We start from the raw sequence: 19,317 nt of genomic DNA, 5'->3' as shown, positions 1-19,317 counted from the left end.
GTCATTGCCCTCGCTCGGCCCGATACAGCGCACGCGCGAAGTCACGCAAGTCGAACGGCGCGGGAGCGGCATCGCGGACAAAGAAGCGTTCCTGCGAGCGCGTGTAGAACTCTTCGAGTCGCGGCTTCATCGATTGCAGATACGGCGCGCGCATGAACAACGTCGGTAGCGATGCCACATGCACGACTTGCCCGGCCGTTTCGTCGAGCGCGCGATGCACGTGAACCCAGGCATCGTCGTTCGCATCGGCGTCGGTGCGTATATGCCGCCATGCGCGAGCGAACGGACGTTGCCTTGCATCGCGGCGGCTCGACCACCACCACCACGCGGCCCAGCTTGCGAGCGTGACGAGCAGCAACGCAAGCATGACGATCATGCGCCGATGAACCGCCGGATCATCCACGGGAATGACGAGCCGATCGGGCCTGAGCGCTTGCAGATCGCCCGCGCGAAACGAGGCGCGCGGCGTCAACGGCCCGACGCTGATCGGCCATGCAGGCACGCGCAGCACTGCGCCCGCAGCCGGCCTCAATTCGAGCGCGGGCAGTTCGATGTTCGTGAGAGCCTGAGCCGCGTTGGTTATCTGATATTCGAGCACCAGCCACGAGCGGCCCTGCGTGTCCTTGACGATGCGAGACGCACGGCGCTCGAACCACACGCCCACGCGCCCGGCCGATGGCAAGGTGACATCGTGGCCGTCGGTGCTCAAGAGGACGCGCTGCGTCAAGACATCGCCGAGAACGTGGCCGAAGGCGCGCGGCTGCTCGACCGTCGCGTTGACCGTCTGTTCGGCTCGCGCCGGTTTTATGCCGATCAGACCGAAGACGATCAGCATGAACGCGAGGATCATCGCCCGGTTGCCGCGCATCATGCGGACGTTTCCAGGAAGTGGCGCGAGAGGGCTTCGGCATTGAAGGCGCCTTCGACAAAGAAGGGATACGCGCCGCGTCTGCCGAAGGCCGTCTTCAAATCGTGGCGCCGCTTGGCGACGTTATCGCGCCATTGCCGAACCACGCGAGCACGCAGCCAAAGCGTGCGGTTTCTGCCGGTCTCCAGATCGCGGACCGAGAGAAATCGGCCTTGCGCGGGCGGCTCGATTTCGGCCGCATCCCAGATGACCATCGGCACGACTTGCGCGCTGACGAGACGATCCAGCGCCGTGTCGATACGGTCGAGCGGCCAATGAAAATCCGAGACCAGAAAGACGAGACCGCGACGCCCGGCAAGACGTTCGAGTGCGCGCTCCAGCCCGGCATTTTTTGGCGTGGCGTGCGATGCCCCTTCGAAACCGCGCAGCAGCGCCGCCATGTCGTCGCCGATGCCGCGTCCGTGTCGCGCAGGCATGAAGAGGTCTTCGCGTTCCTGCTCGTCGAACGCGAGCATGCCGACCTGATCGCCCGCGCGAAACGCGCTATAGCCGAGTGCTTCGACGAAATCGGCGGCTAGTTCGAGCTTCGAACGCTTTGCGCCGAAGAGCATCGATGCCGATACGTCCACCACGACTTGCACCGGCACCGCGACCCGCTGCAGATGCAGACGCACGAGCCACTGCGGCGGCACGGAGCGCTGGCTTGCGCGCAAGTCGAGGCGTCGCGGGTCGGGATGATCGAAGAGACGCGCGTGCATCGCGAATTCCTGCCCCGCGCCGAAACTCGTGCCGGGATGCGAGCCAGGCCGGAATCCGCTGGCGCGCCCCGGCAGCCGATAGTGGAATTCGACTGGGTTCTTCATGGCATCACGGCACCGCGATTTTCCGCATGATCGTCGCGGTCAATGCCTCGGCGAGTTCCTGCCGACGCATCTCATAGACGGGCGTAAAGAACACGCGATGACCGAGCGCGGGCAGCAGCACCGTATGAACGTCTTCGGGAATGGCGTGCAGACGGCCGTCGAGCCAGGCGTTCACGCGCACGGCGCGCACCAGCGCGCTCATGCCACGCGGACTTGCGCCCGCAAGGATCAGCCGCTCCATGTCGACGCCGTCCAGTTGAATGTCGAAGCGCTGAGGCGTTTCCGTCGCCTCCCAGATCTTCAGGATGTAGCTTTCCATGCTCGGACTGAGCGTCACGCTACGCTGGATCGCCGCGCCGATATCGTTAAGACGCGTCGAATCGATCACGGCGGACGGGACGCTTTCGATGAGCGCATCGGCGTCATGGAACGCAGGATCGAAAACGAGCGCGCGACGCACATCGGTGTCCGAAGGCGTCGGCATGTTCAGTTCGAACAGGAAGCGGTCGCGCGCGGCGGAAGCCAGTTCGAAGGTCTCGTCCTTCTCCACCTTGTTGCGGTCCGCGAACACCGTCATATGCGGAAAGCGATATTCGCGGCCGAAGGCGGAGACGGAACGCTCGGCCATCGCCCGAAGCAGGAGCGATTGAACCTGCGGGCGCGACCGGTTGATCTCGTTGAAAAAGAACGTGGTCAGACCTTCGCCGTGCCGCAAGAGCGGACCGGGATCGATGCGCGGTTTGCCGTCGGCATCGACGAAGGTGTGATAGATGAGATCGCCCGGCATCAGGTCGATGGTGCCTTCGATCCGTTCGAAGTCGCCGCCGGTCGCGCGAGCGAAGGCGCGTAGCAAGGTCGTCTTGCCAACGCCGACGCCGCCTTCGAGCAACACGTGCCCGCGAGCGAAGAGCGCAATCTTGATTAGATGGATGGTTTCATGCTGTCCCACCACGGCGCTCGCCACGGCCAGTTCCAGCTTTTGTGCGGCGCGGCGCCAGTCTTCCAGTTCGGTTTCCGATGCCATGGTCGTTGTTATGAGGCAGTGCGGTCTGTTCAGGATTACCGAAGCGAATGCATAAGATATGCCGATGTAGTCCGGGCTTGGCTTTCAAGCGGAAAAGGGGAGAGTAGAGCGGAGCATAGTGTCATCCATCGACAACACTGTGTGGCAGCGTTTCGGTGTGAAGCGTGTGAGGCGTGTGAGCGTTCAACTCGCCTTCGCAAGCGGCGTTTCAGTCTCGACAGCCGAATCGATCTGCGCGAGCAGGGCTGACGCGACGGCCAGTTGCGCGGGCACCAGATGCCTCGTTTCCAAAATCTGCATGACACGCCGCCGCCAGTATGCAAGCGGCAGCACGCGGTTTCGATCGCGCACTTCGTCCGGAATGACGATGCGCAAGTGCGCCAGGTCGGCGTCCGTCAAGCGCAGTTCGTATGATCCGGTGGGAAATGGGTCGTTGGGTTTCATGCCTGTATATCGGCAAGGAACACGAATTTCCTGAGTGCTTTGGTAGCCTGTCGCCAGCCACATGACCAGCCCTAAAATTTTTACACGGTTGCTGAAATGTTTTGCCGATTACTGGAAATCGCTTTTCGCTTGATCAAACGAAAAAGGCCGCATTCCCTGAGGAAAGCGGCCTTTTCACGCGGCGCACGATGCTGTCTCGCCGCTATCTTCACGCCAGGTTATTGACCCGCTGCCGGCGAAACCACGCTCGGGGTAGCCAGCGTGTTATTGGTCTTCGGTGCGCTCGTGGCCGACGTCGAAGTGCCGTTCGTGCCGCTAGGAAGCCCCGAGTTCGGCGCACGAGCGCCCATGCCGCTGTCCGAATTCGTCACGCCCGGCGTGCCGTAGCCGCCCGTTGCGCGGTTCACCTGATTCGCCGGGCTGGCCGTGCTCCCGGAAGAACCTGCGCCACCGTTCGAGCCGCCTGCTGACTGCGCGAAAGCGCCGGCCGACAAGGTGAGTGCGGCGACGGCCGCGACTAAAGTGCTGATTGCTTTGCTCATGATCCGTCTCCTTTAAGGGATTGGAATATGGAAACAGACGAATGCCGCCTGCTTGCCTGTTAGGCAGCAAACAGCGTGCCGCAGGCTTTCAATTCGCATAGAGCAGGCAGGCATCAAGTGAGGGGCTTTTTCGGCATGAGAAGCCGCAAAGCCAGCCCCCATGCGACGCCTATCTCATGCATCGATGTTCGATCGTTAGCCAGCTTCAGGCATGCCGTGGCCCATTTCGCCGATGACGTCACAGATCGACGATAGTCAATGTCGTCATCTCGATTCGCTCACATCCTCCAGCAACATCCGCGCGCCTTTCTCCGCCACCATGATCGTCGGCGCATTCGAATTGCCGGACGTGCAACCGGGCAGAACGGATGCATCGATCACGCGCAAGCCTTGCACGCCGCGCACGCGAAGCCGGGGATCGACCACGGAATCTTCGCCGCCGCCCATTCGACACGTGCCGACCAAGTGATACCCCGACACACCGCGAGCCGACGCATAGTCGAGGAGCGCATCGTCGGTGATGACGTTATCGCCCGGCAGCGTCTCGTGCTCGATGTATCGCGCAAGCGCGGTCATCGAAAAAATCTTGCGGCCAAGTTTGAGGCCCGCGACGACGGTCGCTTGATCGCGCGCATCCGTGAGGTAGCGTGGAGAGATGACGGGCGCCGCGTGAGCATCGGGCGAAGCGGCGTGCACGCTGCCCTTGCTATGCGGGTACGACTGATAGATGGCGAGTGTCATGCCCGGCTCGCGTTCGAGCGCATACGTGCCCGCCTCGAAGCTCGCGGGCGCGAAGCTCAGTTGCAGATCGGGCGCGTTGGCTTCAGCGCTGCTGCGCGCAAACGCGGCGCACGTGCTTGCGCCGCACGTGAGCAGGCCCTTTCCCGCCACATAGCGCGACAGTTCCTTGAAGAGCGCGACGCCATGCGTGCGTTCGTTGAAGGTTGACTGGCCGCGCACGCGTTGAGTGACGCGCACGGAATAGTGATCGCGCAGATTCTCGCCGACGTTGTCGTTCTCGTGCACGACGTTCACGCCGAGCTTCTGCATCAGCGAGCCCGGCCCGATGCCCGACAACTGCAATAGATGCGGCGAGCGGATCGCTCCGCACGCCACGATCACCTCGGCACGCGCGCGAACCTTGATCGTGCGTCCCGCTTGCGACACCTGCACGCCAACCGCACGCGTGCCATCGAAGAGAATGCGTTCGGCAAGCGTGTCGGTCATCGACCCGAAATTCGCTCGTTTGCCGATACCCCGAAGATACGTCTGCGCCGGCCCCGCGCGAAACCGTCCCGCGCGATTCTGCTGAAACGGCGCCGCGCCTTCGCGCTCGACGCCGTTATGACTTGCGCGGACCGTCATTCCGGTTTGGCCGCACGCATCGAGAAACGCCTGGCTGAGCGGATGCGTCTCCATGAAATCATTCACCGGCAAGACGTTCGCCGGGCTCGCACCGCCCGCATTCTCCATCTGTTCGTAGATGGGCAGGATGTCGTCGAAGGACCAACCCGCGCAACCTTCATCGATCCAACGCGCATGTTCCGCTCTGGCCGAACGCACATAGAGCATGCCGTTCATCGACCCGGTGCCGCCGAGCATGCGCCCCTGCGGATAAGCGATCACGCGCGAACCCATGTGCGGCTGCGGCGCCGACCGATAACGCCAGCTCAGAACCGGATGCTCGATCAGCGAAAGAAAGCCAGCAGGAATATGGATCATCGGATGACGGTCGCGCGGGCCGGCTTCGATGAGAAGCACGCGATGCGCGCCGCTCGCCGATAACCGGTTCGCCAAAACGCAACCCGCGCTGCCGCCACCGACGATCACGAAGTCCGCTTCTCGATCCCATTGCGTCGACATGTGGCCTCAGTAACTCGTTACATTTGCGCGCCTGCCGGCAAGCGGACCCGCAGCGGCGGCTTCGGCGATGAGCGCTTCGCTTGCACGGCGCAACGCACGCGCACGCTCCACGGGCGGCGCGAGATTCGGCAAGCCGTGCATCGGAATCTCGACGGATATCACGGTGTCGGGCGGCAGCGCGCGGACCATCGAGCGCAGATCGATACCGCCATCGCCCGGTGGCAAGCGCGCCTGCCGCGCCTGGAAGATGAGTTCAGCGTCGGTCGTCGGGCGTTCGCGCGGCGCATCGCATAACTGAAAATACGCGAGCTGGTTCGCGGGCAATGCGGCGATTTCCTCCGCGCTGCCACCCGAACGATCGACATGCATGGAATCGACGATGATCGAGCCGGTGCCCGCAAGCGTCAGCACGCGACGCGCGGACGCCATGTTCTTGATGCCTGTCCACGGCATGAATTCGAGCCCCATTCCAATGCCGTGAAGTGCGCCGAGTTCGAAGAGTCGCGCATAGCGATCCGCGATGGCCGCTTCGTCCGGACTGTCGCCCGCAACCAGCATGTGACGCGCGCCGAGTTCGGCGGCCGCCGCAAGCAAGGGCTCGTGCGCGTCGATGTCGGTATCGGGCAGCAGGCGCACGATTTCGACATCGTGCACGGCTACGTTCAGATCGCACATGCGGGCGAGGGTCTCGCGCATCATCGGCGTGAGCGTGGCGCCGATCATCGGATGCTGATGCTCGCCGGGCGCCACGGGCGCAAGCCGCAGATTCACCGAACGAAAGCCCGCCGCGCTGGCGGCCTCGATCATTTCCGGCGGCGTGAGTTCGATCAGGGTCAGGTGCGCAAGGGAGAGCAAATGCGTCATGGCGTCAGGCGTTCAGGCTGATGGGTTGAATGTCCTGGGCGCTTTCAGCGCCGTCTTCGAGCGTGTCATGCTTGGCGAAAAACGCGAGCGAGCGCGCGACGCCATCCGCGAGCAAGGTCACGGGCAAGCCGGGAAGCACGCGGTTCAAGTCGTCGGGCGGAAGGTCCGCGACAATCGGCAACGGCGGGCCGCTGGCGGAAAGACGCGCGCCGGGCACTTGCCTGCCGATCTCTTCGATGAGCGCATCGGTGCTCTGCACATCGCCGCATAGATTGAAGACATGCGCGCCTTCGACCACGCGCGTGAGGGCCGCCCAAAAGGCTTCGACGACATCATCGACATGGATCATGCCGGTGCGGCCGGTGAAGGGAATCGTGTAGAGCTCGGCGCGCGCCGCCGCCTGGCACGCGAGACTCACGCCCGCGCTTGCGCCGTCTTCGCGCCCCGGACCGTAGACCACGAATGGACGAAAGCCCACGCTGGCCACCGCGCGTCCGTCCGGACCGGCGTTGTACCAATAGCTACGCGCGCAGCCTTCCGTGGCGAGCTTGAATGCGCCGTAGTGCGTGGTCGGTTCGGGATACGCCGCGTGCTTCGGTCCGTAGACGCCCGCCGAACTCGTGTAGACCACGCGCGCGATGCCGTGCTTCTTCGCGGCCTCGAAGACGTTCAGCGTGCCGATCACGTTGATGGTCGCGCCGCGCACCGGATCGTTCTGGCAGAAGGGCGTGAGCACGCCGGCGAAATGCGCGACGGCATCGCAAGCCGCGAGCGCCTGATCGACCGCGCGGGTATCGCCGATATCGCCTTGCAACCATTCCACGCGTTCAAGCGATGCACCCAGCAGCACACGAATCAGCTTGCCCGGCGGATTCAGGTCGAACACACGCACCGTTTGTCCTTCGGCGAGCAGGCGTCTGACCAGCCACGCACCGATAAAGCCATTGCCGCCCGTCACGCAGACTTTCATTGCCGCCTCCGATGTTTCGTCCGTTCTTCGATTTCACTGACTAACTAGTAGGTTCGTTAAATCGGTGGTGGTAGATTAATCGATGGAGAAACATGGACACTTGGGGATAACCCCAGTCGCCAGTCATCTACTTGAACGATCCGATGCCATCCGATACCTACGAACCCGTTCCCGCGCCCGAGCCGAAGCGGACGAATCAGCGCGGTATGGCCGCTGTACGCACGCGCGCCGAGATTCTGCAAATCGCCACGGAAGAATTCGCGCTGCACGGCTACACGGGCGCGCGTGTGGACGCGATCGCCGAGCGCATGCGCGTATCGAAAGCGATGATCTACTACTACTTCACGAACAAGGATGGGCTCTATCTCGCGGTGCTGGAGCACGTTTATTCGTTGATCCGCGATGCCGAGGAAGCCACGCGCCTCGATCATGAAAGTCCGGCCGAGCAGTTGCTCTCGCGCTATATCGAGAACACGTTCGAGTTTCACGAGAATAATCAGGTGTTCAGCCGCATCATCAGCATCGAGAACATACACAACGCCACGTTCCTGAAGAAGTCGCCGACCATCAAGGCGACGAATCGTCCGGTGCTCGAAACGCTGACGAACATTCTCCATCGCGGCATTGCGGCGGGCACGTTCCGACGCGACATCGGCGCGGTGGATTTGCACTATCTGATCAGCGCGCTGTGCATCTATCGCGTGTCGAACCGGCATACGTTCGGCACACTGTTCGATGTCGACTTCGCCAAAAAGTCGACACGCAAGAAGCAGCGGATGCTCGCGGTCGAGTCGGTGTTGACGTTGCTCATGAAGCCGGCCGCGGATTGACTGGCCGTTCGTAACCGTCGCACGAAATTAACCCCTTGGAACAAAAGTTGCGCCTTCCCTGAGTCTCACGGCCGGCGTTCGGGCGCATGCCTGTCCGTCACCGTCACTCTCCAAAAGAGGCGCAACGATGAGTATATTGTCCGCAGTAGGTTTGGGTTCGAGCAAGAAAGTCCGCTATGCGATCGTAGGTTTGGGCGACATCTCGCAGGAAGCGATGATGCCCGGCGTGAGTCACACGGATAACTCGGAGATCACCGCGCTCGTTACGAGTGATCCCGAGAAGGCGCGCAAATTGAGCGAGCAATACGATGTAGCGCACACCTATGGCTATGAGCAATTCGATGAGATGCTCGCCTCCGGCAACGTCGACGCCATCTACCTTGCCACGCCGAACTGGCGCCATGCGGAGTTCGTCATTCCGGCGCTGAAAGCGGGCGTGCATGTGCTCGTCGAAAAGCCGCTGGAAGTGTCCACGCAGCAATGTCAGGCGATCATCGAAGCCGCGAAGGCATCGACGGCGAAACTGATGGTCGCTTACCGTTTGCATTTCGAACCCGGCACGTTGTCGACCATCGAACGCATTCGTTCGGGAGAACTCGGCGACATCATTCTTTTCACGTCCACGTTCGTGCAGAAGGTGGACCCGGCAAACCATCGCGCGACGAGCGGCATCACGGCGGGCCCGATCTTCGACATGGGACCGTATCCGCTCAACGCCGCGCGCTACGTGTTCGAGGACGAGCCGACCGAGGTTGTTTCGGCTGTCGGCGTGCGGCATCCGGAAGCCGGTCTCGGCGATTTCGACGACACCGTCGCCGTCACGCTGAAATTTCCCGGCGACCGGCTCGCGCAGTTCGTCGTGTCGTATGCGGCCAACGCAATGGAGTCGTTCTTTGCTGTCGGCACGAAGGGAAGCATCGCAATGCAGCCGTGCTATACGTACGGCAAGCCGCTCGAACAGGCCGTGACCATTGGCCAGGACGAAGAGAATCATTCGTTCAAGAACACGGACCACTTCGGCGGCGAGATGAAGTACTTCTCGGAGTGCATCTTGAACGACACGCATCCGGAGCCCGACGCGGAAGAAGGTTTCGCCGATGTGCGCGTGATCGAAGGCATCGTCAAGGCGCTCGAAACCGGTGGACCGGTCAAGCTCGATCCGTTCGTGCGCACACGGCGTATCGACACGTCCACGCAATTGCAGACGCTGCGCGCCGTGAAGTCGCCGGAACTCGTGAACACGAGCAATCCGGCCGAAGGCATCGACAAGGTGCCTAAAAATTGAATTCGCGCAAAGAGAAGACTCGACGTGACGCCGATGGCTTTCTGCCGCTCGATGCCTACGGCGCGTTGGGCGATGGCCGCTCCGTTGCGTTGAGTGGAGCGGATGGATCGATCGACTGGTGGTGCGTACCGAGCATCGACTCGCCGCCGCTTTTCGACCGGTTGCTGAACCCGCAAACAGGCGGTTTTTTCGCCATTACGCCCGCCGAACCCTTCGAAGTCGAGCGGCGTTATCGCGACGACAGCAACGTGCTCGAGACCGTCTTCACCACCGCGTCGGGCCGCGCGAAGCTGGTCGAGTCGCACAACAGCGGCGGCGCGGGCAGACTCCCCTGGGCCGAGCTAGCACGGCGCATTGAAGGCATCGAGGGCGAGATGCGATTCGACTTGCGCATCGTCTTCGGGCGTCAGGACGATACGATCAATCCGTATTGTTCGATGATCGGCAAACGCGCGGTGTTTCATGCGGGCCGCGTGTTGGGGCTCTTTCTGCATAGCGAAGGTGTGGTCGTCGACGAACGCGCGGATGCCGGTGTCGTCGCGCATGTGGTCGTGCGTGAGGGACAGCGCGAGACCGTGGCGATCGTCGCGGGCGAAGACGAGCCGCTCGTCGTGCCGCCAATCGAGGATATCGACAGGCGCATCGACAAGTCCGACAACGAATGGCGCGAGTGGACCACGAAGCTGCGCTATGACGGGCCGTATCGGCCGCTTCTGATTCGCAGCGCGCTTGCGCTCAAGCTCTTGCTTTTTTCGCCGAGCGGCGCGATTGCAGCGGCCGCGACTACATCGTTGCCCGAGCGGATTGGCGGCAAGAAGAACTTCGACTATCGCTACGCCTGGATACGCGACGCGGGCTACACCATCAAGGCGTTTTTGCGCATGAATGCGCAGGAAGAAGCGAAGGCGGCCTTTACGTGGCTGCTGAAGCGGATCGAGACGCAAGGCGCGCGCGTGTTGTTTTCATTGTCGGGCGACGTCGTCGCGGATGTGCACGAGACCGGCCTTCCTGGTTACATGAATTCTGCGCCGGTCATCACAGGCAATGCCGCGACCAATCAGCATCAGCACGGCATTTACGGCGATATATTTGGAACGGCCGCGGTTTTCGTGCGCGCGGGGAATATCCTCGATTCACAGAGCGCTCAGACGCTCTCGCGTCTCGCGGATCAATGCGCCGACCGCTGGCGTCTCAAGGACGCGGGTATTTGGGAACTCGAGGAAGCGCAGCATTACACGATGTCCAAACTCAGCGCGTGGGAAGCGCTCGCGCGTGCGGTCGAACTGGCCGATAGCGGGCAGTTGCCGACCACATGCCGCGATAGATGGGCGCGTGAGCGCGATCGCATCGAGCAATGGATCGACGAACATGGCTGGTCCGAAGAGAAGGGCGCATATGTGATGTATCCGGGCAGCGACAAGCTCGACGCGTCCATGGCGCTCGCCACACGCTTTCGCTACGACGGCAAGGAACGCGCCGAACGTACGCTCGACGCCATTCAACGCGAACTGGGCGAAGGCGCATATCACTACCGATACAGCCGTGCTTCCGAAGAAGAAGGGTGCTTTCTCGCGTGCACGTTCTGGCAGATCGAAGCTCGCGCGTTGCTGGGACAGAAAGACCGTGCGACCAAGGCCTTCGATGCGGTCATCGAAGCGCTCGCGCATGGCGTCGGAATCTACCCTGAGATGGCGGACCCGCAAACCGGCGAGTACCTCGGGAACTTGCCGCAAGGGTTGACGCATCTCGCGATCATTCAGGCTCTTACGGCGTTGCAATCATCGGGGCGAATGGAGGACGACATCTAATTCGTGGTGAACGATGCCGTCTCGACCGTCAGCGCGGGCATTCACCTATGTCATTGCGTTTATTAGACCCATACTGTGGGACATCACCGAGGGTCGTGTCAGAGACACCCCGTTCCTGACGCGCGGTGTTTCTCCGGTAGGCAGAGAGTCGTCAATGACCCGCCATGGAACACGCCCGCGACAGGTCCGTCGCGGGCGTTTTTTTATCGCTGCTCATGCGGCGGGCTTCATCGTGATGCGCCGCTGAGTTTGTGCCCGGCATCCCGCGAGAGCTTTACGTAGCCGTAGATCGACACGAGCGTCACCACGCCCGCAGCGAGAAACGCAAGGCGGAAGTCGTCGAGTGTGAAGGTGTGCGCGTGCGCGCCGTCCTTGCCGTGATAAGCCGATGCCGTGCGCAACGCCAACGCGCCGAATGCAATGCCGAGCCCGATGCTCATTTGCATCGCCGCGTTCCACATCGTGTTGGCGGCGCTCATTTGCTGCGTCGGTACATCGGCGTAAGCGAGCGTGGCGAGCGACGTGAACTGCATCGAGCGCGTCACGCCATAAACGAAGATCACGAGCAGCGTGAGTACGAGCGGCGACGCCGGCGTGAGCAGGCCGCATGCAATGGTGAACGCGCCGCATACCGCACAGTTGATGATCGCCACGTTCCTGAAGCCGTGGCGCTTGAGGATGCCGGTCGTGAGCGCCTTCATGCCGAGATTGCCCAGAGCGCTTGCAAGCAGTAACAAGCCCGACTTGAACGCGGACAGCCCGAAGCCGATCTGAAACAGAAGCGGCATGAGATAAGGCACGGCGCCGATGCCGATACGCGTAAACGTGCCTGTCACCACGGTCACCGAGAACGTGGGGATACGCAGCGTCGTCACGTCGATGAGCGGATGCCGCGCGACGAGTGCATGCCGATAAGCGATCACACCGATGACGAGACCAACCGCGATCACGGCCAGTCCGACCCACGGATTGGTATCCGGCTGACTTGCCATATCGGCGCCATACAGGATGGCGGTGAGCGACAGACCGCTCAGGATGAGCCCGGTGACATCGAACGGCCGGCGTTCGCCGCTGCGCAGATTCGGCACCCACTTCAGCACGGCCAGCAATACGACGAGGCACACCGGAAGATTCAGCAGAAAGATCCAGCGCCATGATGCATACGTGGTGATGAAGCCGCCGATGGGCGGCCCGACCACCGGCGCGACGATGCCCGGCCACGTGATGGTGGAGATGGCCTGCATCAACTGCTTCTTGTCGACGCTGCGCACCACGGTCAAGCGGCCGACCGGCACCATCAACGCGCCGCCGATGCCTTGCAGAACCCGGGCCGCCGTGAACTGCTCCACGTTCTGCGAGATGCCGCAGAGCAAGGACGCCAGCGTGAAGGTCACGATCGCGCTGAAAAACACGCTGCGCGAGCCGAAGCGGTCCGCCACCCAGCCGCTTGCGGGAATGAAGATGGCGAGCGCGATCATGTAGGCGCTCATGCCGAGACTCAGCGCATTGGGGCTCGTACTGAACGAATGCGCCATCTGCGGCAGCGCGGTCGCGATGATCGTGGTGTCGAGATACTCCATGAAGAACGTCGCGGCCACGACATAGGGAAGCGGGCCGAGCGAGACGGTGCGGTCGGTTGAGTCTGTCATTGTCTTGCCGGAAGGCGGGGTGCGGGCTGAGGGTGGATGCTACCAGTATTACTGCGTTCCCGAACCCGGCCGTGATTCAACGCGCCGTTGCGAACGCTCGCGCGGCTGGCACTTTTCGAATTCGGGCGGCGCCGCTCTGTATGACCAATACGCTCATCGTTGTTCCTAGTTGCTACTACCCATTGCCATTTCCCTTCGATTCTGTAAGCGTTATGCGTTGTATCAGCGTAGATATAGCGAGCCGATATATCGACGATAACGATCCCGGAATAAAGGACCTCACCGATGAGCTTCGCACACGACTTCAAGCGTCTTGCCTCGCTGCTGCTTTTGCTCGCGTTGCTCCCGTTCGCGGTCACGGCCTGCGGCGGCAACGACGACTCGCCACCCGCACCGAAGGCGACCTTGTCCGTGTCCGGTGAAGTCGCCACGCCGGGCAATCTCACGCTCGCGCAGATCCAGGCACTTCCAGCCACCACGCAAACCGTTTCCTTCGGCAGCGGCACGGGCCAGCAAAGCCACGTCTACACCGGCGCGACGGTGTGGTCCGTGTTGAACCAGGCTGGCATCGTCGTCAATTCGGCGGTTCACAACGACGTGCTGGGCAAGTATGTCGTGGCGACCGGCAGCGACAACTATCGCGCGCTGTTTGCAATGGGCGAACTGAGTCCGGACTTCGGCAATCGCGGCGATCTGGTGGCCTATGCCGAGACGCTCAACGGCGCGAGCGCGGCTCTCAACAGCACGGACGGTCCACTGCGCGTCACTGCTCCCGGCGACGTCAAAGGCGGCCGATACGTCTCGAACCTCGTCAAGCTCGAAGTCCATTCCGCGATGTCCACGGTCACGGCGGGCGGCGGCGGTCTCACGACGCAGTTCCAGCTTCTCGGTGCGCTGAATCACCCGGCGACTTTCGACACGGCAGCATTGCAGGCGCTGCCTCCCGTCACGCGCACGGCTGGCGGAAATAGCTACACGGGCGCGAGCCTGTGGGACCTGATCAACGCAGCGGGCATCCAGACCAACACTGCGACTAAAAACGACTTGCTCGGCTTCTACGTGATCGCAACCGGCAGCGATGGCTATCGCGTCGTGATTTCTCTTGCCGAACTGTCGCCGGACTTTGGCAATCAGCCCGACATCGTCGCTTATGCGATGAATGGCGCCCCGCTGACATCCACCGGTTTTGCGCGCCTCGTGATCCCCAACGACGGCAAGGCCGGGCGCTATGTTTCGAACCTCGCGGCGCTCGAAGTCGTATCCGCGCCGCGCTGATTAGCCTGCCTATGCAACGCTAAATCCGCCGCCTGACCTCTTGCGGCGGCAAGCCAAACCCGCGCATGAACGCCTCGCGCATATGCCGGCGATCCCGAAACCCCGTTTCCTTCGCGATGGTTTCCAGCGGATGCCGGCTTTTTTCGATCATCAGGCGCGCTGCTTCCAGCCGCAACGCTTCGATGGCCTTCGCAGGCGATTGCCCCGTCTCCTCCGTGAACACGCGGCTGAATTGACGCGGACTGAGATTCGCCTCGCCCGCGAGTTCCTCGACCGTCAGCGGCCGGCCCAGATTCTTGCGTGCATAGTTGAGCGCATTTTGAATGCGGTCTGATTTCGGCGCGAGATCGAGCATCTCCGAATGCTGCGACTGGCCGCCCGAACGCCTTTGCGGCATCACGAGCTTGTGCGCGACCGAGCGCGCAACGTCCGGGCCGAGATCCTTTTCGACCATCGCGAGTGCGAGATCCAGACCGGCAGTCATGCCCGCAGACGTCCAGATAGGACCATCGACGATATAAATGCGATCGTCCTCGATGCGCACATCGGGAAAGCGGCTTTGCATCTCGCGTGCGTAGAACCAGTGCGTGGTCGCGCGCCGGTTCGACAGCAGCCCGGCTTCCGCGAGCACGAAGCTGCCCGTGCAAATGCCCGCGATGCGCCGTGCCCGCGTACCCGTGCGACGCAGGAACGCCAGTATTTCTTGAGGTGGCGGCGTGTCGAGCGGCGTGTTCACGCCCGCCGCGATCCATGTGTCCACGGAGGCACGCGCACTGACCCGGCGCGTGCCGACGCTCATGCCTAACGACGAACACACCTCGCCGCCGTGCGCCGAATAGTTGGCCATCCGATAAAAGGGCTCGCCCGCTACGTGGTTGGCGTATTCGAACACCGACTGCGACGCGATTGCCATCACCTGAAAGCCGTCGCTCAACAAATAGCCGATGCTGTGAATGTTTCCTCGTCCTCGATGTCCGAAAAAAGTCGTTTGTCCGAAAACACGACCATATACGTCATTTCGGTCGCGGTCAATTCCGCGCAGAATCTACTCACGGATTCACCACCACCATTCGAACCGGAGTGACATCATGTCCCAGAACCATCGCGGCACGGCCCTCGTCACAGGCGCATCGTCGGGCATCGGCGCGGTCTATGCCGAGCGTCTTGCGCGTTCGGGCTACGACCTTATCCTCGTGGCGCGCAACCGCGAGAAGCTTGCCGCGCTAGCCGAACGTATCAGTAATGAAACGCAGAAGGGCGTCGAGATCATCGATGCCGATCTCAACGACCGCACGGCGCTCGCGCGTGTCGAAGCGAAGCTGAAGGACGACGCGAGCATCACGCTGCTGGTGAATAACGCGGGCGTCGGTACGCATACGCCTTTGCTCGACAGCGACGTCGATGCAATGACCCGCATGATCGAACTCAACGTGACCGCGCTTACCCGCCTGACTTATGCGGCGGTGCCGGGCTTCGTCGCGCGCGGCAAGGGCGCGGTGATCAATATCGCGTCTATCGTGAGTATTGCGCCGGAGTTGCTCAACGGCGTCTATGGCGGCACCAAGGCGTTCGTGCTGGCCTTCAGCCAGTCGCTGCATCACGAACTCGCGGCGAAAGGCGTGCGCGTGCAGGCCGTGTTGCCAGGCGCGACGGCGACGGACTTCTGGGAAAGCGGCGGGCTCCCTATCGACAATCTGGACCCCGCAATCGTGATGTCGGCGGCCGACATGGTCGATGCCTCGCTAATCGGCTTCGAGCGCCGCGAACTGGTGACGATTCCCTCGCTGCACGACGGCGCCAAGTACCAGGCGTACGAAGCCGCGCGTCAGGCGATGGCGCCGGAACTGTCGACCAACGCACCCGCCGCGCGCTACGCGGCCTGAACCATCGTTCTCTTTTCCACATTTGGACTGACCATGAAAACCACGGGCAATACCATCTTCATCACGGGCGGCACTTCGGGCATTGGCCGCGCGTTGGCGGAAGCGTTTCATCAGCGCGGCAATCAGGTGATCGTCGCGGGACGGCGCCGTGCGCTGCTCGATGAAGTCGCAAGCGCGAATCCGGGCATCGACACGGTTGAACTCGATATCGCCGACGCCGCGCAGATTCGCAGCGTCGCCGCGCAATTGATCGCAAAGTATCCGGCGTTGAATGTCGTCATCAACAACGCGGGCATCATGCCGTTCGACGATGCAGGCGGCGCGCTCGACGATGAAGCCGCGGTGCGCCTCATCGACACGAATCTGCTCGGCACGGTGCGCGTGAGCGCGGCGTTCGTCGAACATCTGAAGACGCAGCAACAGGCGTATATCGTCAACAACAGTTCGGTGCTCGCGTTCGTGCCGCTCGCCGCGACCGCGCTGTATTCGGCAACCAAGGCGGCAATCCATTCGTATTCGATGTCGCAACGCTTCGTGCTGCGCGATTCGAGCGTGCGCGTGCTGGAGATCGCGCCGCCGTGGGTGGACACGGACTTGGTCCACAAGAGCGGCGATCCGCGCGCGATGCAGCTGGAAGCGTTCATCGCCGAAATCATGCAGAAGCTGCCGGAAGCGACGACGGAAGTCGTGGTCGATGCCGCGAAGCCGCTGCGCGATAACGCCGGACCGAATGAACATGCGTTCGTCGAGCAGTTCAATCAGTTCGTGACGGACAATCCCATTCCGGTCGCTTGAGCGTGAAGGCGAGAAGGGGCGCCCAGGTTGCAACGCCCCCGATCCTCCTTAAAACTCCAGACGCGCATTGACTGAAACCGTGCGCGGCTCGCCAGGCTGAATGTAGTCGGCATATTGGAATTCCCAATAACGCCGATTCGTCAGATTGTCGATAGCCGCGCGCACGCCGACGTTATGTCCCGCGATGCGTGTCGTGTAAGTCGCGCCAAGGCTGTAGATCATGAAGCCCGGCACGTTCAGATCGCCGGACGGACGCAGGTTCGTGTTGCCCGTGAACTTCGCATTGGCGCTGAGCGTCAGGCCCGGAACCACGGGCACCGCATAATTCACGTGCGCCGCCGCGACGAAGCCTGGCGCACCCGCGACGCGATTGCCGTCGAATGTCGAGCCTTTCTTGTAGTGCGTCGCGATCCACATCAGATCGCCGCCGACCGTCCAGTCCCGGCCGATGCGAACATCCGCGCCCGCTTCCATGCCTTCGAAGATGGACTCGCCATCTTCCACGAAGACGTTATCGCCATTGGCGTATTGCGCGCCGCGCTCGATGCGGAACAGCGCAGCCGTCGCGCTCCAGCGCTCGTTCTGACTCTTCACGCCGACTTCGTATTGCTTGCTGCGCAGCGGGTTGAGGATCGCTCCGGCATTGGCGTAGAAGTCGCCGACGACATTGCCCGCTTCCAGCGATTCGACGTAGCTCGCATAGAGCGTCGTGCCCGGCGTGAGCTTGAACATCAGCGCGACGCTCGGCGTGACCACGCCGTTTTGCGAGTAAGTCGAAGTCGTCGTGCCGTCGATACCGTAGCCGTGCTGCTCGTAATTCGTATAGCGCACGCCGCCGAGCACCGACCAGCGTTCGGTGAGCGCGATGGTATCGCTTGCAAACAGCGCTTTCTGCGTGATGTCCGCGTTGCGATAGGTGTAGAAGCCCGAACTGTCGTAGCGATTGACGTTCGGCTGATAGATGTTGCCCGTGCCGATCTGGTCGTAGAAACTGTTCGCGGTGTTGTCGTTGGTTTGCTTCTGATACGCGGCGCCGAACACGAGCTGATGTTGCAGCGGCCCGGTCTTTACGAGACCTTCGGCCATGACCTGCCACGCATTCAGCTGATGCCCTTCCTTGCCTTCGAAGCGAAAGTCGTCGTAGTTGCCCGCTGGATCGAGCAGATTGTACGTGCTCTCGTTCCGATACCGCGTGCTCTTGCTAAAGCTGTATGAGGCCGAAAGCGTCCAGTCCTGATTCAGGTTGTAGCGCAAGCCGGCAGTATAGAGTTGCAAGTTCGTGTTCAGATGCTGGTCCGGCGTGACGAGCGTGCTACTGCCGCCACTGAGCGTCGCGGGCAACGAGGCGCCCGTGTATTGCGCGGTCGAGATGGCCGTCGTGATGCCCGACGCATGGCGTTCCTGATACAGCGCGCCGAAGGTGGCGGTGAGGTCTTTCGTGAGGCGTGCATCGGCGGAAAGGGAAAACGAATCGCGGCGCACGTTGCCGTCGTTATAGGTCTTGCCTTCCTCGTGCGTCGCGTTGAAGCGGTAGCCGAACATGCTGTTCGGTCCGATACGCCCACCCAGGTCGACATGCTCGGACCATACGGCCGTCGACGCATAGCCGACATCGACGCTGGCGATCTGCTTATCCGTGACGGGTGGCTTCTTCGTCACATAGTTGACCACGCCGCCGGGCGCGCCGAAGCCGTACATGAAGCCCGACAAGCCCTTGAGCAGTTCGACGCTTTCGAGTTGTTCGTAGGGCATGGTGATGCCGTAGGCGTTGAACGGCTGGCCGTCGATCCTGTAACCGTTCTGCCAGTCGAGTTGCATGCCGCGCACGGTGATGTAGCTCGCCCACGCGTTGTACGGATTGCTGTTGTCCGACACGGATGCGTCCTGCGCGAAGACATCGCCGAGCTTTTTCGCCTGACGATCCGCGAGTTCTTCGCCGGTGACGATAGTGGTCGAGTAGGGCGTGTCGAGTTGCGTGCGGGTGCCGAGCGCGCCGGTGCTGACGTCGCGGCGCAGATGCTGGCCTTGATCGGTGTCGGATGAAGCGGTGACGGAGACTGCGGGGAGTGTGGCTTCGGTGGCGTTGCCGGATGTCGATGAGCCGGTGTCGCTTTGCTGCGCAAGGGCCGATTGACTGGTGGCGAAGAGCAGGAGCGTCGCCAGTGTGGACGGGCGCATCGCCCATTTGCCGATGGTTGTACTGCCCCGTGGTGCTGATTTCATCCCTAATTTTCCGTCGTCGAGTTATTGGCCGTAAATGCGAACTATTCGCATTAGAACGGGCGCAATTCTGACGGGTGTTTGGGAATTTGTAAACTTCGATGTTTGATCTAGGGGCGCCGAGAAGGGCTGCT

17 protein-coding genes are annotated in these 19,317 nt (G+C 62.1%); 6 read left to right on the top strand and 11 right to left on the bottom strand.

What is annotated here, in order from left to right; all coding sequences use genetic code 11:
- Window position 1: 1 nt before the first annotated feature.
- The 8 genes from P9250_RS01665 to P9250_RS01630 form a co-directional block, all read right to left on the bottom strand.
- Window positions 2-871: a hypothetical protein gene (locus P9250_RS01665; RefSeq protein WP_310390800.1), complete on the bottom strand. Its 870-nt coding sequence runs from the start codon at window positions 869-871 to the stop codon at window positions 2-4.
- On the bottom strand, window positions 868-1,731 hold the full coding sequence (locus P9250_RS01660; RefSeq protein WP_310390799.1) for a VWA domain-containing protein: 864 nt from the start codon (window positions 1,729-1,731) through the stop codon (window positions 868-870). The genes P9250_RS01665 and P9250_RS01660 overlap by 4 nt, the downstream gene beginning before the upstream one ends.
- Window positions 1,732-1,735: 4 nt before the next feature.
- Window positions 1,736-2,755 (bottom strand): MoxR family ATPase, encoded by a 1,020-nt coding sequence (locus tag P9250_RS01655; protein WP_250494820.1) that lies wholly within the window; start codon window positions 2,753-2,755, stop codon window positions 1,736-1,738.
- A gap of 183 nt (window positions 2,756-2,938) precedes the next feature.
- Complete coding sequence (locus P9250_RS01650) at window positions 2,939-3,199, bottom strand: hypothetical protein (RefSeq protein WP_244831535.1); 261 nt, start codon at window positions 3,197-3,199, stop codon at window positions 2,939-2,941.
- Window positions 3,200-3,417: 218 nt separating this feature from the next.
- A complete protein-coding gene (locus P9250_RS01645; protein ID WP_244831533.1) occupies window positions 3,418-3,741 on the bottom strand; it encodes a hypothetical protein in 324 nt (107 codons plus the stop codon).
- 264 nt (window positions 3,742-4,005) lie between these two features.
- Window positions 4,006-5,604 (bottom strand): GMC family oxidoreductase N-terminal domain-containing protein, encoded by a 1,599-nt coding sequence (locus P9250_RS01640; protein WP_310390798.1) that lies wholly within the window; start codon window positions 5,602-5,604, stop codon window positions 4,006-4,008.
- 6 nt (window positions 5,605-5,610) lie between these two features.
- Window positions 5,611-6,468, bottom strand: a complete 858-nt coding sequence (locus P9250_RS01635) for a TIM barrel protein (RefSeq protein WP_310390797.1) — start codon at window positions 6,466-6,468, stop codon at window positions 5,611-5,613.
- A 4-nt stretch (window positions 6,469-6,472) separates the two neighbouring features.
- Window positions 6,473-7,438 (bottom strand): NAD-dependent epimerase/dehydratase family protein, encoded by a 966-nt coding sequence (locus P9250_RS01630; protein ID WP_310390796.1) that lies wholly within the window; start codon window positions 7,436-7,438, stop codon window positions 6,473-6,475.
- Window positions 7,439-7,581: 143 nt separating this feature from the next.
- Here P9250_RS01630 and P9250_RS01625 point away from each other — a divergent pair, with 143 nt between their 5' ends.
- From P9250_RS01625 to P9250_RS01615, 3 genes are all read left to right on the top strand, one after another.
- Window positions 7,582-8,268, top strand: a complete 687-nt coding sequence (locus P9250_RS01625) for a TetR/AcrR family transcriptional regulator (RefSeq protein ID WP_310390795.1) — start codon at window positions 7,582-7,584, stop codon at window positions 8,266-8,268.
- Between the two features lie 127 nt (window positions 8,269-8,395).
- Window positions 8,396-9,553, top strand: coding sequence for a Gfo/Idh/MocA family oxidoreductase (locus P9250_RS01620; RefSeq protein ID WP_310390794.1), 1,158 nt, complete (start codon window positions 8,396-8,398; stop codon window positions 9,551-9,553).
- The gene (locus tag P9250_RS01615) at window positions 9,550-11,361 is read left to right on the top strand and encodes a glycoside hydrolase family 15 protein (RefSeq protein ID WP_310390793.1); all 1,812 of its coding nucleotides are present in this window, start codon (window positions 9,550-9,552) and stop codon (window positions 11,359-11,361) included. The genes P9250_RS01620 and P9250_RS01615 overlap by 4 nt, the downstream gene beginning before the upstream one ends.
- A gap of 227 nt (window positions 11,362-11,588) precedes the next feature.
- Here P9250_RS01615 and P9250_RS01610 read toward each other — a convergent pair whose 3' ends face one another.
- Window positions 11,589-13,010 (bottom strand): DHA2 family efflux MFS transporter permease subunit, encoded by a 1,422-nt coding sequence (locus tag P9250_RS01610; RefSeq protein WP_244831515.1) that lies wholly within the window; start codon window positions 13,008-13,010, stop codon window positions 11,589-11,591.
- 285 nt (window positions 13,011-13,295) lie between these two features.
- On the opposite strand from P9250_RS01610, the gene P9250_RS01605 reads away from it, so the two are divergent.
- On the top strand, window positions 13,296-14,285 hold the full coding sequence (locus P9250_RS01605) for a molybdopterin-dependent oxidoreductase (protein WP_310390792.1): 990 nt from the start codon (window positions 13,296-13,298) through the stop codon (window positions 14,283-14,285).
- 19 nt (window positions 14,286-14,304) lie between these two features.
- Here the strand turns inward: P9250_RS01605 and P9250_RS01600 are convergent, their stop codons facing one another.
- Window positions 14,305-15,240, bottom strand: coding sequence for a GlxA family transcriptional regulator (locus tag P9250_RS01600; RefSeq protein ID WP_310391414.1), 936 nt, complete (start codon window positions 15,238-15,240; stop codon window positions 14,305-14,307).
- A gap of 133 nt (window positions 15,241-15,373) precedes the next feature.
- Between P9250_RS01600 and P9250_RS01595 the strand changes: the two genes are divergently transcribed.
- Together P9250_RS01595 and P9250_RS01590 are read left to right on the top strand one after the other, a co-directional pair.
- A complete protein-coding gene (locus P9250_RS01595; RefSeq protein WP_310390791.1) occupies window positions 15,374-16,168 on the top strand; it encodes an SDR family oxidoreductase in 795 nt (264 codons plus the stop codon).
- 33 nt (window positions 16,169-16,201) lie between these two features.
- Complete coding sequence (locus P9250_RS01590) at window positions 16,202-16,963, top strand: SDR family oxidoreductase (RefSeq protein WP_244831502.1); 762 nt, start codon at window positions 16,202-16,204, stop codon at window positions 16,961-16,963.
- Between the two features lie 48 nt (window positions 16,964-17,011).
- On the opposite strand, the gene P9250_RS01585 is transcribed toward P9250_RS01590, so the two are convergent.
- A complete protein-coding gene (locus P9250_RS01585; RefSeq protein WP_409014798.1) occupies window positions 17,012-19,141 on the bottom strand; it encodes a TonB-dependent siderophore receptor in 2,130 nt (709 codons plus the stop codon).
- Between the last annotated feature and the right edge of the window lie 176 nt (window positions 19,142-19,317).

The organism is Caballeronia sp. LP006 (genome assembly GCF_031450995.1).
Classification (GTDB): Bacteria; Pseudomonadota; Gammaproteobacteria; order Burkholderiales; family Burkholderiaceae; genus Caballeronia.
This window is presented reverse-complemented; position numbering and strand designations above follow the sequence as displayed.

Coding starts and splice junctions, on each gene's coding strand:
- P9250_RS01665 (WP_310390800.1), bottom strand. CDS start 871: ATGATGCGCGGCAACCGGGCGATGATCCTCGCGTTCATGCTGATCGTC.
- P9250_RS01660 (WP_310390799.1), bottom strand. CDS start 1,731: ATGAAGAACCCAGTCGAATTCCACTATCGGCTGCCGGGGCGCGCCAGC.
- P9250_RS01655 (WP_250494820.1), bottom strand. CDS start 2,755: ATGGCATCGGAAACCGAACTGGAAGACTGGCGCCGCGCCGCACAAAAG.
- P9250_RS01650 (WP_244831535.1), bottom strand. CDS start 3,199: ATGAAACCCAACGACCCATTTCCCACCGGATCATACGAACTGCGCTTG.
- P9250_RS01645 (WP_244831533.1), bottom strand. CDS start 3,741: ATGAGCAAAGCAATCAGCACTTTAGTCGCGGCCGTCGCCGCACTCACC.
- P9250_RS01640 (WP_310390798.1), bottom strand. CDS start 5,604: ATGTCGACGCAATGGGATCGAGAAGCGGACTTCGTGATCGTCGGTGGC.
- P9250_RS01635 (WP_310390797.1), bottom strand. CDS start 6,468: ATGACGCATTTGCTCTCCCTTGCGCACCTGACCCTGATCGAACTCACG.
- P9250_RS01630 (WP_310390796.1), bottom strand. CDS start 7,438: ATGAAAGTCTGCGTGACGGGCGGCAATGGCTTTATCGGTGCGTGGCTG.
- P9250_RS01625 (WP_310390795.1), top strand. CDS start 7,582: ATGCCATCCGATACCTACGAACCCGTTCCCGCGCCCGAGCCGAAGCGG.
- P9250_RS01620 (WP_310390794.1), top strand. CDS start 8,396: ATGAGTATATTGTCCGCAGTAGGTTTGGGTTCGAGCAAGAAAGTCCGC.
- P9250_RS01610 (WP_244831515.1), bottom strand. CDS start 13,010: ATGACAGACTCAACCGACCGCACCGTCTCGCTCGGCCCGCTTCCCTAT.
- P9250_RS01605 (WP_310390792.1), top strand. CDS start 13,296: ATGAGCTTCGCACACGACTTCAAGCGTCTTGCCTCGCTGCTGCTTTTG.
- P9250_RS01595 (WP_310390791.1), top strand. CDS start 15,374: ATGTCCCAGAACCATCGCGGCACGGCCCTCGTCACAGGCGCATCGTCG.
- P9250_RS01590 (WP_244831502.1), top strand. CDS start 16,202: ATGAAAACCACGGGCAATACCATCTTCATCACGGGCGGCACTTCGGGC.
- P9250_RS01585 (WP_409014798.1), bottom strand. CDS start 19,141: ATGCGCCCGTCCACACTGGCGACGCTCCTGCTCTTCGCCACCAGTCAA.